The sequence below is a fragment of the Methanosarcina hadiensis genome, assembly GCF_046529725.1.
GTDB lineage: Archaea > Halobacteriota > Methanosarcinia > Methanosarcinales > Methanosarcinaceae > Methanosarcina > Methanosarcina hadiensis.
In genome coordinates, this window is the sequence record NZ_CP136241.1 from 3,933,255 (window position 1) to 3,947,946 (window position 14,692).

14 protein-coding genes are annotated in these 14,692 nt (G+C 41.2%); 7 read left to right on the forward strand and 7 right to left on the reverse strand.

The window, feature by feature from the left end; all coding sequences use genetic code 11:
• The first annotated feature begins 304 nt into the window (after positions 1–304).
• Both RSJ42_RS16885 and alaS read left to right on the forward strand, forming a co-directional pair.
• Positions 305–565 carry a YhbY family RNA-binding protein gene (locus tag RSJ42_RS16885; protein ID WP_410508395.1) on the forward strand — a complete coding sequence of 87 codons (261 nt, stop codon included), beginning with the start codon at positions 305–307 and terminating at the stop codon, positions 563–565.
• 604 nt (positions 566–1,169) lie between these two features.
• Positions 1,170–3,947, forward strand: a complete 2,778-nt coding sequence (gene alaS, locus RSJ42_RS16890; RefSeq protein WP_410508396.1) for an alanine--tRNA ligase — start codon at positions 1,170–1,172, stop codon at positions 3,945–3,947.
• Positions 3,948–4,115: 168 nt separating this feature from the next.
• Here the strand turns inward: alaS and RSJ42_RS16895 are convergent, their stop codons facing one another.
• A complete protein-coding gene (locus RSJ42_RS16895; RefSeq protein ID WP_410508397.1) occupies positions 4,116–5,156 on the reverse strand; it encodes a class I SAM-dependent methyltransferase in 1,041 nt (346 codons plus the stop codon).
• Positions 5,157–5,289: 133 nt separating this feature from the next.
• Between RSJ42_RS16895 and RSJ42_RS16900 the strand changes: the two genes are divergently transcribed.
• Entirely contained in the window at positions 5,290–5,700 is a 411-nt protein-coding gene (locus tag RSJ42_RS16900; protein ID WP_410508398.1) for a hypothetical protein, read from the forward strand.
• 23 nt (positions 5,701–5,723) lie between these two features.
• Entirely contained in the window at positions 5,724–7,421 is a 1,698-nt protein-coding gene (locus RSJ42_RS16905; protein WP_410508399.1) for a hypothetical protein, read from the forward strand.
• 300 nt (positions 7,422–7,721) lie between these two features.
• Here RSJ42_RS16905 and RSJ42_RS16910 read toward each other — a convergent pair whose 3' ends face one another.
• Positions 7,722–8,030: a hypothetical protein gene (locus tag RSJ42_RS16910; RefSeq protein WP_410508400.1), complete on the reverse strand. Its 309-nt coding sequence runs from the start codon at positions 8,028–8,030 to the stop codon at positions 7,722–7,724.
• A gap of 153 nt (positions 8,031–8,183) precedes the next feature.
• Between RSJ42_RS16910 and RSJ42_RS16915 the strand changes: the two genes are divergently transcribed.
• A complete protein-coding gene (locus RSJ42_RS16915; RefSeq protein WP_410508401.1) occupies positions 8,184–8,597 on the forward strand; it encodes a DUF488 family protein in 414 nt (137 codons plus the stop codon).
• A 15-nt stretch (positions 8,598–8,612) separates the two neighbouring features.
• Positions 8,613–8,939, forward strand: a complete 327-nt coding sequence (locus RSJ42_RS16920) for a hypothetical protein (protein WP_410508402.1) — start codon at positions 8,613–8,615, stop codon at positions 8,937–8,939.
• Positions 8,940–9,146: 207 nt separating this feature from the next.
• Here RSJ42_RS16920 and RSJ42_RS16925 read toward each other — a convergent pair whose 3' ends face one another.
• The 5 genes from RSJ42_RS16925 to RSJ42_RS16945 all read right to left on the reverse strand — a co-directional run bounded on the left by RSJ42_RS16925 (position 9,147) and on the right by RSJ42_RS16945 (position 13,832).
• On the reverse strand, positions 9,147–9,359 hold the full coding sequence (locus RSJ42_RS16925) for a hypothetical protein (RefSeq protein ID WP_410508403.1): 213 nt from the start codon (positions 9,357–9,359) through the stop codon (positions 9,147–9,149).
• Positions 9,335–10,210, reverse strand: coding sequence for a GNAT family N-acetyltransferase (locus RSJ42_RS16930; RefSeq protein ID WP_410508404.1), 876 nt, complete (start codon positions 10,208–10,210; stop codon positions 9,335–9,337). The genes RSJ42_RS16925 and RSJ42_RS16930 overlap by 25 nt, the downstream gene beginning before the upstream one ends.
• A 340-nt stretch (positions 10,211–10,550) precedes the next feature.
• Complete coding sequence (locus RSJ42_RS16935; RefSeq protein ID WP_410508405.1) at positions 10,551–11,678, reverse strand: isocitrate/isopropylmalate dehydrogenase family protein; 1,128 nt, start codon at positions 11,676–11,678, stop codon at positions 10,551–10,553.
• 93 nt (positions 11,679–11,771) lie between these two features.
• Positions 11,772–12,260, reverse strand: coding sequence for a 3-isopropylmalate dehydratase small subunit (locus tag RSJ42_RS16940; RefSeq protein WP_410508406.1), 489 nt, complete (start codon positions 12,258–12,260; stop codon positions 11,772–11,774).
• 210 nt (positions 12,261–12,470) lie between these two features.
• On the reverse strand, positions 12,471–13,832 hold the full coding sequence (locus RSJ42_RS16945) for an ATP-binding protein (protein WP_410508407.1): 1,362 nt from the start codon (positions 13,830–13,832) through the stop codon (positions 12,471–12,473).
• A 253-nt stretch (positions 13,833–14,085) separates the two neighbouring features.
• On the opposite strand from RSJ42_RS16945, the gene RSJ42_RS16950 reads away from it, so the two are divergent.
• Positions 14,086–14,679, forward strand: coding sequence for an NAD(P)H-dependent oxidoreductase (locus RSJ42_RS16950; RefSeq protein ID WP_410508408.1), 594 nt, complete (start codon positions 14,086–14,088; stop codon positions 14,677–14,679).
• The last annotated feature ends 13 nt before the right edge of the window (positions 14,680–14,692 follow it).

The window sequence follows — 14,692 nt, forward strand, 5'->3', positions numbered from 1 at the left end:
AACGAATCTAGAAGAAGATATTGCCAGTATTTCCAGCAAAGGACCGTAACTGAAATGGACTGGCCTGGAAACTTTGATATAGTTGCTGGTAAGAATGGGTGGAATTACATCCACGTAAACTGGCTTAAATTAAGAGGAATTACTGGCTTTAATTAAGAAGAATTACTAGCTTTAATTAAGAGGAATTACTGGCTTAAATTAAGAGGAATTATTTCATCGATGTTATACATTTCCTATCATATGATGATGTGAGCTTTTTATTATTAGCAGGTTAGTTTAATTATAAGTGATGCGAGGAAAGGCAATGGAGAAAGAAAAATTATATCAACTTAAATCCGATGCAAACAAAATAAGTCCTGTTCTCAATATTGGAAAGAATGGGATCACCGATACTCTTATCGAAGAACTGAACAAACAGATAAAAGCTAACAGGCTTGTAAAAGTCAAAGTACTTAAAAGCGCAGAGGAAGGTAAGGATCTGAAAACTATTGCAGATGAGCTTGCTAAAGCTACAAGGTCCACACTTATTGATGTGCGCGGCAGGACTGTTGTGCTGTACAGGTAACGATTCCGGAGAAAAGTGCATTAAAACAGCTTTTAGCTAACAATAGCTACTTAATAAGATCAAGATTTTAAGATTTGCGCCGTTAAAACAAAAGCTTCTGACTTGCAATGGTACAGTTATCAGCACTTAAAAGTAGTAGAGTCGGAGAGTTGGCTTCTTTATCTCCCTTAAATCTCGTTTTTCCGGTTCCTATAGGCAAGATATTTGCCTGCAGGCAAAGAACGTCTTGCTGTCTTTTACAATGAAGAATAAGGTTTTTGTATAGAAGTGCCTCTAATACTTAAGGTTCGTTCTCGTGAACCATTTAAAACTTAATTATTATGTGATATTATTATATATTTCACCAGTATTATGTAAGCTTATATTGAAAAACAGTTCGTTGTAGAAGTTTATTCGCATACAAATCCATACGATCTCACTATCAATGAGATTGATTTCATACCGCTGTACCTGAAAAATTAACGGATAAACTCGATTAAGATTATCATATCGCACCAAGATGCGCCTGAACCCCCCCTGAAACGGCTGCGCTGGGACAATTCTGCTTTCTTTTTGCTTCAAAATACAGCGGGGCAGATCACACCCACCATCCGGAGAGATTATTATGCTTGAAGATGAGTATCAACTTGAATTTTTCAAAAACAACGGTTTCGTCCGGAAGCAATGCCAGAAGTGCGGCAAATTCTTCTGGACTCGTGACCCTGAAAGAAATACGTGCGGAGATGCACCCTGTGACCCCTATTCCTTCATAGGAAACCCTGTATTTTCCAGGGAATTCGATATTTCAGGGATGCGTGAATATTACCTCTCCTTCTTTGAAGCAAGAGGGCATACCAGGATTGACCGTTATCCCGTTGTGGCTCGCTGGAGAGATGACATTTATCTCACCATAGCTTCGATTGCAGACTTCCAGCCCTTCGTAACTTCAGGACAGGTGCCACCGCCTGCAAACCCCCTGACAATTTCCCAGCCCTGTATCAGGTTAAATGACCTCGACTCCGTGGGCAGAAGTGGGCGCCATCTTACAAACTTTGAAATGATGGCTCACCACGCTTTCAATAAAAGGGACAATGAAATTTACTGGAAGGAACACACCCTGGAACTTTGTGACGAACTCTTAAATTCTCTCAAAGTAAACCCGCTAGCCGTAACTTATAAAGAAGAGCCCTGGGCAGGCGGAGGCAATGCAGGTCCCTGTGTTGAGGTTATCGTGCACGGGCTTGAACTTGCAACCCTTGTCTTCATGGACCTGAAGACAGACAAAAAGGGAGATATCGAGATTAAAGGCGAGACCTACTCGAAGATGGACAACTATATTGTGGACACAGGGTACGGTCTTGAGCGTTTTGTCTGGGCTTCCAGGGGTTCCCCTACAATTTATGACGCCCTTTTCCCTGGAATAGTAAACGAGCTCATGGGACTTGCAGGAATTGAACATGAACTGGAAGACTCCGAATATGCAAATATCCTGGCACAGAATGCCCGCCTTGCAGGGTTTATGGATGTCAGTGAAAAGGCAAACCTGATGGAACTCAGGAAAAAGGTTGCCTCAAGCATAGGAATGACAGTGGACAAGCTTTCTGCCATAATGGAACCCGTAGAAAAGGTTTATGCGATTACTGACCACACCCGCTGCCTTACCTTCATGCTTGGAGACGGAATCATCCCATCCAACGTTAAAGCAGGATACCTGGCACGCCTTGTCCTGAGAAGGACTCTGCGCATGATGAAAGATCTTGATATCAGGATTCCGCTCTCCGATATTGTGGACATGCACATAAAGAACATGCCCGAATACCCGGAGTTCAGGGAAAACTTCCCTGTCATTCAGGACATCCTGGAATCCGAAGAGGAAAAGTTCAATGCAACCATGGAAAGGGGCCGCAGGATTATTCAGAAATCGGCTTCCCATTTCAAGAAGACAGGAGAAAAGATCCCTCTGTCCCAGTTAACCGAACTTTACGACTCACACGGAATTCCTCCCGAAATGGCAAAAGAAGTTGCAGCCGAAATAGGGGTAGGTGTGGAATTCCCTGACAATTTCTATTCAATTATTGGTGAGCTGCACAACAAAGCCGAAGAAAAGGAAGAGGAAGTAATTCCTTTTGCAGAAAGGCTCAAGCACCTTCCCAAGACCAAACGCCGCTTTTATGACGAGCCAACCCGTCTGGAATTTGAGGCAGTTGTCCTTGATGTGTTTGACAACAATGTCGTGCTTGACAACACCTTCTTTTATGCGGAAGGCGGAGGACAGCCTGCTGACATAGGAGTCATCGTTGCCGAAGATACCGTGTACAAAGTTGTGGATGTTCAGGTCTTTGATGGTGTAATCGTACATACAATTGAAAGTACGGGCAGGACTCTTGGGATAACCAAAGGTGAGATGATCACCGGCAAGGTTGATGAAAAACGCAGGATGACTCTTGCAAGGCATCACACAGCAACTCATATTGTAAATGATGCAGCCAGAAAGGTTCTTGGAAAACACATCTGGCAGGCTGGCGCTCAGAAATTTGAGGACCATTCAAGGCTTGACCTGTCCCATTACAAGCATATTTCCCCTGAAGAAATCAGACAGATTGAGCTTCTGGCTAACCGCACGGTAATGGAAAACAAACGTGTAGTTACGGAATGGCTGCCAAGGACTGAAGCTGAGCAGATATACGGCTTCGGGCTCTATCAGGGTGGAGTGCCTCCAGGAGAGAAGATCAGGATTGTAAAGGTCGGAGACGATGTGGAAGCCTGCGGTGGAACCCACTGTACCAGTACCGGCATCATCGGGCCTATTAAAATCCTGAAGACCGAGAGGATTCAGGATGGTGTGGAAAGGATTGAATTTGCAGCCGGAACTGCAGCCGTGCGTGCAATGCAAAAGCTCGAGTCACTCCTTGTCGATTCTTCAAAGATCCTGAGCGTACCTCCTGAACACCTTCCAGGGAGCGTTGACCGTTTCTTCGGAGAATGGAAAGACCTCAAGAAAGAAAACGAGAGGCTCAAAGAAGAGCTTGCCCGCTCCAGAGTTTTCAGGATGCTCGGGGATGCTTCTGAGGTTGCAGGTCTCAGAGTTATTACTGAACAGGTTCCAGGGGCTGACTCCCTCGAACTTCACAAGATAGCTACCGAACTTCTTAAAAACGAGAATGTGGTCGCCCTGCTTGCAAGCGACTTTGAAGGAGTAAAACTTGTAGCATCTGCCGGAGAAAAAGCCATGAAGTGCGGAATCAATGCCGGCAACCTTGTCCGTGAGATGTCAAAGGTCGTAGGCGGAGGCGGAGGCGGAAAACCTGCCCTTGCAATGGGCGGCGGGACCGATCCCACAAGAATTCAGGACGCTCTTAACAGAGGGCTTGAACTCGTGAAAGTTTCCTGCAAGCAAGCTTGAGAACCAAGTATAAGGCTAGTTATATCAAGGCTAGCCATAATCAAGCAAATATTCAGGCGAGAAATCTTATCGAAAAGGCTCAATTAAAGTATATTGAGCCAAAAATCAAACGTGAGCCAACAATCAAAAATAAAAGTGCCGGGTAAAATCCCGGTTCATCTCTTTTTTTCAGTCCTTAAAAAGCATTTCACAGAGAATTGCAGCATTGTCTTTTACAAAAAGGTGCACGGTTTTATTTCCTTCAAGCCCTTTTTCCACTTCGTTCCTGACTTCCCAATACTCTTCAGGTTTTACGCCTGCCCGGAGTATGACACTTCCAACGTTTTTGTCTTTCAGGAACTTATTGATCTCACGTGGTTCAAAGGGACAGACCTTCAGGACAAGGTAATGGTTTTTAATCATTGACTGCTTTATCAGGGCTTCCGAGGTTAACAACAGCCTCTTTTTGTCAACTCTGAAAAGCTCGAAAGCGCCCATAATAGGTCCTGCCATCTGCATCATAGATTCAACAAGTTCAGGAAGGAGCTCCGCTGCAACAACAGAAGGTTCGGGTTCATAGGCAAACAGTTTCATTTTTTCCGTTTCCCTTATCTTTGGAAGAGGCCCGTATTTTGAAACCAGCCCTTCTCCCGCAGGCAGGGCTACAGCCAGCCGTTCATTCTGTTTCAGACCGCCGAAGTAAAGAGTTAAACGATTGAGCTGCCCATCCAGGGAGATATACTCTTTTTCGCAGTCAAAAGGAATTCTTTCAGGGGGCATCTGGGGAGGGGCTTCGAAAGCAAAATTTTTTGTCTTTTCCCCATATGCTGAAAGCACATTAGGAATCCCTGGCTCAAGGCTTGAGACCTGCCTCTTATCCTCTTCGGCAGGGCGGAAAGGGTCTGAAAAAACAACATCTACTGCCGGTATCTGCTCGATTACTTTCGGGTCAAGTGCGTCCCCGCAGATGAATTTCACATTTTCGAGCCCGTACATTGCACAGTTTTGTTTTGCATATTCTATTTTTTTTGGGTCAATTTCCACTGCATATACGAACTCGCACTGCTGCGCAAAAAAGACGGTTTGCCCTCCTATCCCGCAGCTGATGTCAGCAAGAGTTCTGGCTCTCAGGCGCTGAGCTCTGTAACGGGCGATAGGCTCAGGGGTTGCAAAGCGCACGCTTTCCTTATCCCCATGCAGGGGCTTTTCAAATTGCTTTTTCCGTGCCACATCGATCAGAGGATTAGTAGGAGTTTTATGGGATTTAAAGGCAACTGAAAAAGAAGGTCATGATTTTTTCAAAAAATAAATAAGTAAGTTATTTCATCAAAATATCATGTACTTCAATATTTGAGGAAGACTTATGGATAACTTCACCGAAGAGGATAAAGATAATTTATTATTTATGGCAAATTCTTTAAAAAAGTGTCAACGAGCTGATCTCTCGGATATTAATAATGACGAGAATATAATTGAAAAGTTATATGTTGATCCTTTAGAAAATAATTTAGTTTTAAAGAGTTGTTTAGCTCCAAATACAACTTTTTTAATTGGTAGAAAAGGAACAGGGAAATCAACTATAATAGCTAGGCTTCAGCATGAAATAAGGAAGAGTAACGATAAATTATCGCTTTATATCGATGTCAAAACAATTTTTGATGAGTCAAGGCCATTTGATTTTGATTCTTCGCAATACGTAAATGTTTTACATGGAGAAGAACTAGAAAGATATCTCTTATTTAAAAGCTTCCTCAAAAAAATATTGAAGATATAAAAAGAGAAGTTAAAACTAACACTTTGAAATTCTATCTTGCAAAAATTTCTAAAGTCTTTGGTCATAATAGGAACTCGTTCAATGAAGAATTAGATAAAATTTTTGAGAGCATTAATAGTAGGACCTATGAAGATATTTTAATCATTAAGGAAAAACAGATGTTTTCGGCTAAAAGCCAAGATATTACTCAAGCCCAAAAATGTGGGTTTGCCTCTGGTGTTGGCATTTCAAGTAGTGACGTAAGCTTAAAAGCAAGCAGTAGTGGGGATTTCTCTGAAACAGTTCAAAGTGGAGAAGAGATAAAAGAGAAGTTTTCAGAAATATTACTTCAGTTTTTCGATCCAAAGTCAATTTTGACTCAAATTAAAAACTTACTTTCTAAGATTGGAATTAAATACGTTTTCATTTGTTTAGATGATTTCTCAGAAATCGACAAAGATGCGATGGAAATATTTGTTGATACTATAATAGCTCCGTTAAATAACTGGTCTGATGGCTATTTTAGGTTTAAAATAGCGGCTTATCCGAGTAGAATATATTTCGGTGATATAGATCCTTCAAAGATTGATCAAATTAAGCTAGATTACTATGATCTGTATTTATCTAATCACGTCAGAGATATTGAACAAGAGGCCACTTTAAATATTTCAAGACTTCTTACTAGCAGATTCAATTATTTTTTAGATAAAGATCCAGCTAGCTTCTTTGATCTATCCAAGAATGATATTTCAGATTACTACAAAGTTTTGTTTGATACCACTTCAAATGTTCCAAGAAACGTTGGATGGATTCTTTGGTATGCTAATCAATCTAGCGTTTCAAAAGGTTCGCTTATAACTCTTAAAGATTTAGAGCTAGCGGCTGAAAAATATTATACAGACTCATTGGAGGTGTTTTTTTCTCAAAATAAATATATGAAGGAATCTTTTGACGAGAAACTAGAGAAGTACCATTTGAATGAGTTATTAAATCAAATTATCAAGATGTCCAAGAAAAATAAGACTGAAATTCCTAGTTTAAATTCCAAAGTATTTGAAAGTGAGAAATCAAGGCCTGTGACCAGTCACTTTTATGTTAAAAAAGAAATGGAGAAATTACTAAACACTTTAGAACTTAATTTTTTTATTACCAAATACAATGAACAGAAGGACAAAGATGGCAAGCTTATAGTTTTCTTCTTCCTGAACTACGGTCTCTGCAAGAAAGAAGACATTAATTTCGGAAGAGGAACTGATCGAAAATATATTGTTCAAAGAAGATTTGATTATTCTGATGCTATCAAAGAGTGTATTGATGCTGCAAAGAAAATTCGGTGCAATGCATGTGGTTCATCCTATTCAATGGACAAACTAAACATTTTAGAGCTATACCATATGCTTTGCCCAGAATGTAGAAAGGGCGTCTGTGAGATAATCCATGTTGAAGTTGAACTTCCAACAGTTAAACAAGAAATCCAACTGATGGAATTTGATTTAAAACTCCTCAATGCGCTTCGAATAGATGAACCTCAATTTGCTTCGTTACTTGCACAAGATTTGGATTGTCATTATCAGAAAGTTACAAAAAGGGCGCAATTTTTGGAAACTGAACATTCTTTACTTATGAGAAAGAAAGAAACTTTGTACAGAGAATATGGAGAAAGAACTTATTATTATCTCACGGATAAGGCTCGAAACATTTACTTTAGTAAATTTGCTCCACAATCTATAGAAGCTGATTAAAGCATTAATCTTGTCGGTAGTGTAGCGAAAGTTCTGTAAAATATGATCGACTCTGTATCTTTGTTCTTCATCACAAAAAGATAGGATGCAGAGTCAATGGTAGATTTATTCTCACTCATAAAAGATTATCTTGTCTTGAAGAACAAATCCTTTGAAAAAGATTTTGTATAAATTTATCTTCCCTAACTGTAAAAATTTCGATAGAATACTTTTTAGTAAATCCAGCTTGTGATTAGATATCCTAGTCATAATATGGTTTAAAAAACTAAAAAGAGATAAAGATAGTAGAATTATTAAGTCTTAAGTTTTCATCTTCCACTTCTCTATCTGTTCCTCACGCCATTTTTCCATTGCTTTCCAGATCGGCAAAGGATCAATCCCATGGGTTTTGATATAGTCTTCTCGTATATACTCATTCATATTACCATCTACATAACGTAATGTAGCCTGATCCGGCATAAGTCTCGCTCCTGTTGGTATTGCTGCAGGATTTATGCAGACATCCGCACAGTAGCGCCATTCTTCTCCACCGCCTTCCACCTCTATCCTGAAAGGTTTTCCGCAGTTCGGGCAGACCCCAATCATACTTTGATCTTCTTTCTTATCCATACTTCCCCCATGTGGCTGAAAATTATACAGCTACCGTAAATCCATGTGATATTATATATTTAGCTAAATATATCTGTTTTCTAAGCATTCAAAGACCGGTTATATCCTAAAAGATTTTATGGAACCGGAATACATAGACAGGGGGCCTGAGCCATGCTCTCACAAGCATATTATCATATTGCTAGTAAAGTAAAACAAAAATATCCTGATGCTGTTTTTTATGCTGTTTCCCGGTGGAAATTCCGGTATATTAAGGCGGAAGAGTGGAATAATACATATATCTGGTCGAAGGAATTAGCGCCCAGTGTGGAAGCACTTAACGATTATAAAGACAGCAAAAAAACTAAATCAGATTGGAATCTCTACAAATTAAGATACTTAGAGGAAATGAATAATGCCTCTGCAAAAGAGGCAATGCTAAAAATTGCCAGGGAAGCAGCTTCAAAACCTGTTTTCCTGTTCTGTCACTGCGGACCCAAGGAAGGGAAGCAATGTCATAAATTTTTACTTTTAAATTTAATAAACGATGCTGCACAGGAAGCAGGCATTGATATCGAGATTCAATAATGAAATTCCAGGGAGATGAAAAACATAACTTCAGACTCCGATTATGTTGAAAGATTAGAGAAGCTCCTTATGCTCAAAGAGAAACTGGGTGCACAGGAAAAGGAACTTAGCAGGCTTCTTGCCAGATTAGAAGATGCGGAATCTAAGAGAGTCGCATTAAGTAAAGAGATCAGTAGCACTTTAAACACTTCTCAATGTGTGGAAGAACCTCCCAGGGAAATAAGCAAATTGATGGTTGCCGTTAATAATCTTCCTGAAGTGGAATCAATAGTAAAATGTGAGATTTGCGGGAAACTTTATGTTTCCGGCAGTTGCCATGAATGCCCTAAAATGGATATCTAATTTTCTTTCCGATCTAATTTCTTTCTATCCGATTTTCTTTCCTTTTACTATCCTTTCGATATAGCTTCCGGCATAGCTTCCGACACCTGAGACTGCGATCCTGAAGCCTGTGTCGCAGGCTTTTATTTTGTCGTCCAGAATGTTTTCTGGATATCTGATTTATATTTTGATGGTCTGGGTTCAATTAGCCTGACCTTTATCTATTTTTTATGGAATCATATCTCTAATATCCACGTAAAACGGACTGAAAAGCGGGAGCTCTATTTTGAAAGATTTGGCAAAGACATTCCAGGTTTCAGTCTGTGGTTTTAGTTTTTTTATTACTGTAAGAAGACTATCTTCAGGGTCTGCCATAGCCATAAGAAAATCCTGCTTTCTGTCAATTGAGATGTTATTCAGGTACTTAAGAAGTGCAAGCATAGCATCGGTTTTTCTCCTGTCAAATGCATAATCCACGATATAAAGTACCCTGAAATTTCTCCTTCAGCTGGAAACTTAGGCACTTTCATAATATGGTTTAATGCTCCAAAAACCGATTTCATTATCTTCATTGCCGCTGGCTCTCTGGCGTAATACAAATTCACCAGTCTCGAGCTGTCCCATAAACCAGCACAGGCTGCGATATTATTCTTTTTGTCTCTGACCTCCCAGAAGTTTTCCGGCCCATATCCGGGAATGAGTTTCAAATGCGATTCGAAAGCTTGATCTGTAAACGGCATGAAATGCATAAACCCTGAGTTATACTCATCAATAAGGCTGACTGCATCACCGATTTTCTTTGTATCAACAGGCTTTATTGAATATTCTGGGGGGACATCCATCTTCTTATAGGTCGATATCCCTGGAAATTTGATACCTCTCATCTCGGAATATCCCATCTTCTCAAACAAGAACCTTGAGGCTTTGTTTGGTTCGTATATGTAACAGTAAGCATAACTTGCCTTCATTTCCTGAGCCTTTCTTTCCGCATCTTTAACAAGCTTCGTGGCGACTCCTGTTCTTTGAAAAGCAGGATCAACCATCACTTCAGTAATATACGCATATTTCTCTTTTTTTTCAGGCATCGTTTTTACAGTTAAACCAATCCAGCCGGCAATTTTTGCATCCTCTTCCGCCACAAGAACAATCCAGTTATCGTACATTCCATAACGGGCAATGATATCCTTCTTATCTACACCCATTGCACATTTTTCATCGCCTTGCGGACAGTGCCTTTCTATTTCAAGCATTCTTTGATTATCGCCCTCACTAAAAGGTCTGATCGAGACCATACCTATCGCTCCCCTTTACTCTTTGCTCTTCCTGTTGGATAATTACTCCAGTTCATTATCTCCTTAAACAAATATGCATATATTGCACTTCAACTTTTAGTGAAAAAGCAAAGAACTTTACATCTGATGAATATAAGAGCCAGTTTATAGAGAAGAGTCTGGAGAAAAGTCAGCTTATAGAATCAGGACAGAAAAGATGAATAGGATAAGGTTTGTCTCTCAATAATCCTTAAAAAAATATTATTTGAAAAAATAAGCCCGGAAGTTTCGAACTTAATTTAAGATTGCCTTGAGATGTGATTTTATTAAAGAAAGAGGAATGTATGGAGGGAGATTTGAATTATTCTCCCTTTATTATTCTTGCAATATCGTCTCCGACATCTGAGGTTGTGCTCTTGCCGCCCATGTCATAGGTCTTTACTTTGCCGTCCAGGATATTTTTCTGGATTGCATTAACTATGGTATCTGCAGCTTCCTTTTCTCCGAGCTGCTCTATGAGCATTGCACCTGCCCAGATTGTAGCAATCGGGTTGACCTTATTCTGACCTTTGTACTTCGGGGCTGAACCATGGATTGGCTCAAACATGCTTGTGCCGTTCGGGTTAATGTTCCCGCCGGGAGCAAGGCCGAGTCCGCCCTGAATCATGGCTCCGAGGTCAGTTATGATGTCTCCGAACATATTCGGGGTTACAACAACATCGAACCACTCAGGGTTTTTCACAAACCACATTGTCATGGCGTCAACGAAGTTGAAGTCAGTGGTAACATCAGGGTGCTTTGCAGAGACCGCATTGAACTCTTCTCTCCAGAAGCCGTAAATATCTGAAAGGACATTTGCCTTGTCCACAGACGATACGTGTTTTTTCCTCTTTTCGGCAAGGTCAAATGCGTACTCTATAACGCGTTTTGTGCCTTCTTTGGAGATAAGGCCGATCTGGTACCCTATTTCTTCGCTGTCGGTCTCTATGTCAAGGCCGAATTTTGCGGAGTAGAGAACCCTTTTGACTTCAAGGAGGTTTTTGCTTTCTCCTTTCTTTGCCCGGCCTCCGACTCCTACATAGAAGTCCTCGGTGTTTTCCCTTACCACGACGAAGTCGATGTCTTTTGAGGTCTTGTCTTTTATCGGAGTCAAGACGCCCTCAAGGAGTTTTATAGGGCGCAGGTTTACGTACTGGTCAAAGTAAAAGCGTGCAGTTAATAAGATTCCTTTTTCGAGAATGCCAGGTGCAATTCTCGGGTCTCCGATGGAGCCAAGGTAAATAGCAGGGTAACCGGATAATTCCTTTAAAGTCTCTTCCGAGATCAGCTCGCCTGTAGCCAGGTAGTGGTCTGCTCCATGCGGGTAATCAATCCATTCTACATCAAAACCGAATCTTTCGCCTGCAGCATCTATAACTTTTCTGCCTTCGGCGATGATTTCTGGCCCAATCCCATCTCCTGGGAGGACCGGAACCTTATACTGCGTCATGTTTCTACTCCTTTTGAATTTACAGGCAAAACTGCCTTTTAGTGCGAGATGTCAAACACGGATCAGGATTTCTCGTGATGGGCTTCCTGTTTTTCAGCGTTTGGAGGCAAGCTTCCGGGCATATTCTATAAGCCCTCCCTCATCCACGATTTCGCGGACGAAGTCCGGGAGTGGGGTTGCCTGATAAGTCTCTCCTTTTGTTATGTTCTGAATGACACCTGTTGAAAGGTCAACTTCAAGCTCGTCTCCGTCATCGATTTTGTCCGTATCCGGGCATTCGAGGACAGGAACTCCTATATTGATTGCGTTTCTGAAAAAGATCCTTGCAAAGGACTTTGCGATCACACAGGATACCTTCGACCCTTTAAGGGCGAGAGGAGCGTGTTCACGCGAAGATCCGCAGCCGAAATTGCTTCCTGCAACCACGATGTCATTTTCATGAACATTTTTTGCAAAATCAGGGCGCACGCCTTCAAATGTATACCTAGCAAGCTGTTCCGGGGTGTTGAAAATCAAATACCTTCCGGGTATCACTGCATCCGTATCCACGTCATCTCCGAATTTCCAGGCTCTTCCTTTCATGAAATCACCAGTAATTTGCTGTATTAAATGCTGTTGATAAAGTTCACAGCCTGTAACTCAGCCAAACTTACAGGTTTGAAAGTATCACAGGTCATATTTAAAATTATTTTCTGATAGAATCTAAAACAGGTTAACAAATGGTTAACAATCTTTCTGCTTTTTACCTGTTTCCCAAAAATTCGATAAACAGATACCTGTTTTAAGGTCTGTTCAGTCTTCATGTATGTTACTCGGACCTTTACCCTGAGCTTGAGTTTTTGCTCCTTCTTTTTCTCTTCTGCAGAGCTCAAGGGCGCTCGGCTCTCCTCCTCCATGCCAGCTCCTTCTCGGACGGACCCGGACCATATGGACAGATTCGGAATGATCGTCCACTATCAATGCAGCTCCCCTTTCACTTCCCATCTTCTTCAGGTATGCCCTGAGGCTTTCCTGCATATAAAGAGGTCTGGAGGTTTCAAGGGCAAGGATGTCATCGCTTGAGGTGAGTCGGTGGCAGATAAGAAGGTCGCTCTGTGAAACAACATCAGGGTGAAGGCTTGCGGGCCTCTGGGTTGCCAGCACAAGGGAGAGTCCTGGCTGCCTGCCCTGCCTGAGGCAGCGGTTAATGAGCACCTCGGAAGCAAGGCTTTCCCTCGCTGCGGGTAAGAAAATATGGGCTTCGTCTATGAACAGCCAGACCATAGGGAATTCTTTTTCCTCTAATTTTTCTCCCATCTTTTTCTTTTCGTAGAGCCTTCTTGCCTCAATCCTTTCCTCATAAAGCCTGCCCGCCAGAATCGATACTGCTGCAGCGCAGACGTTTTCGTTTTCAAGAGTACTTACATCAAGGATTGTTGTCCTGCCTCCTGATATCAGTTCTGACAGAGGCGTTCCTTCTTTTGAGAAAAGCCCCCAGGATTTTACAGCCCTGAAACAGTTTTCAGCAGCCCCTTTTGATGAGGAGTCAGAGCGGCTGTCCAGAAATACTTCATTGATAATATCGTCAAAAGAGTATTGTTCTCCTTTTTCCCGAAGGGATTCAATAGTCCTTACAAGCAGAATTCCAAGTGGAGAAACCTCTTCAATCCTGAGGACCCTGCACCACTGGCTGCCTGAGAGTTCGCTGACTGAAATTGAAAAAGGTTTTACCTCTATGTTTCGTTTCTTATAAGCATCAATATTCCCGGCTGGCACGAAAATTTCAGTTTCAAGTCCAGACGGGGTGAGATCCCAGCTTTTCAGTCTCCCAGCCTCTGATATATTCGGATCTCTCATTGTCCAGAAAATTCCCATGGTATCGATAATAAGAGATGCAAGATTTCCTTTAATAGGCTCAGGAAGAAAAGCAAGTTCTTCAAGCATGCAACCCATTGTATAGGATTTTCCGTATCCTCTTTTCCCGCATATCAAAACGGCATGAGGCTTCAGGGCGTCAAGATAAACGTCAGCTCCCTTCGAATGGTCGAGTGCCATATAGTTTCCAAGAAACAGGAGCCCTTCTCCATTATTTTCTTCGTTCCCGAGCACGCGCAATGTTCCGCCGAATTTTCCCCCAAAAGCGGGTCTGACATCTCTATTCTCTCTATCAGACATTCTGATTGTATCTGACTGGCAAATACTTAAAATATTTTATTCAGTCCTACTTTAATAAAACTTCAGAGTTTAAATTCTTAAATCTTCCATCATCTTTCCAATATTTGATTTTGTTAGATATCAGCAAGGATGGGACTTACTCTAATTGAAATATTAACGGAGTTTAAAAATTCCATTAAAGGAATACAAAGGTCTATTTAGCAAGGCTTTTCCGGGAGAAATTGCACCTTATAAGGCAAAGAGGTAAAAATTAATGAAAATATCAGTAATTCTTGGGCATCCAAATAAAGATAGTTTTAATCATGCCATTGCAAACACAATTGTAGAGGCTCTGCTAAAAAACGGACACGATGTAGTTTTTCATGACCTGTATAAAGAAAACTTTGATCCGATAACTACAGCGCAGGAAATTCGTAAAGGAGCCTCTTTAGAAAAAGTAGTTGAAAAACACTGTAATGAGATTAGTAAAGCAGAAGGGATTGTTATAGTCCACCCCAACTGGTGGGGACAGCCGCCTGCGATTTTAAAAGGATGGGTAGACCGGGTATTGCGTCCGGGAGTTGCATACGAATTTAAAGAGGGAGACGGCGGTGAAGGAGTACCAGAGGGATTATTAAAAGCAAAAACAGCCCTTGTTTTCAATACAGGAGATACGCCGAAAGAAAGAGAACTGCAGGTATTTGGTGATCCTCTTGAGGTTCTCTGGAAAAAATGTATTTTTGATTTTTGCGGAGTAAAAACTTTTTACAGAAAAATGTTTGGAGTAGTAGTTACCAGCAAACCTGAGAAACGGCAAAACTGGTTAAAAGAGGTGGAAACCACTGTAAATATGTATTTTCCCGCGTGAATATTTATTATAT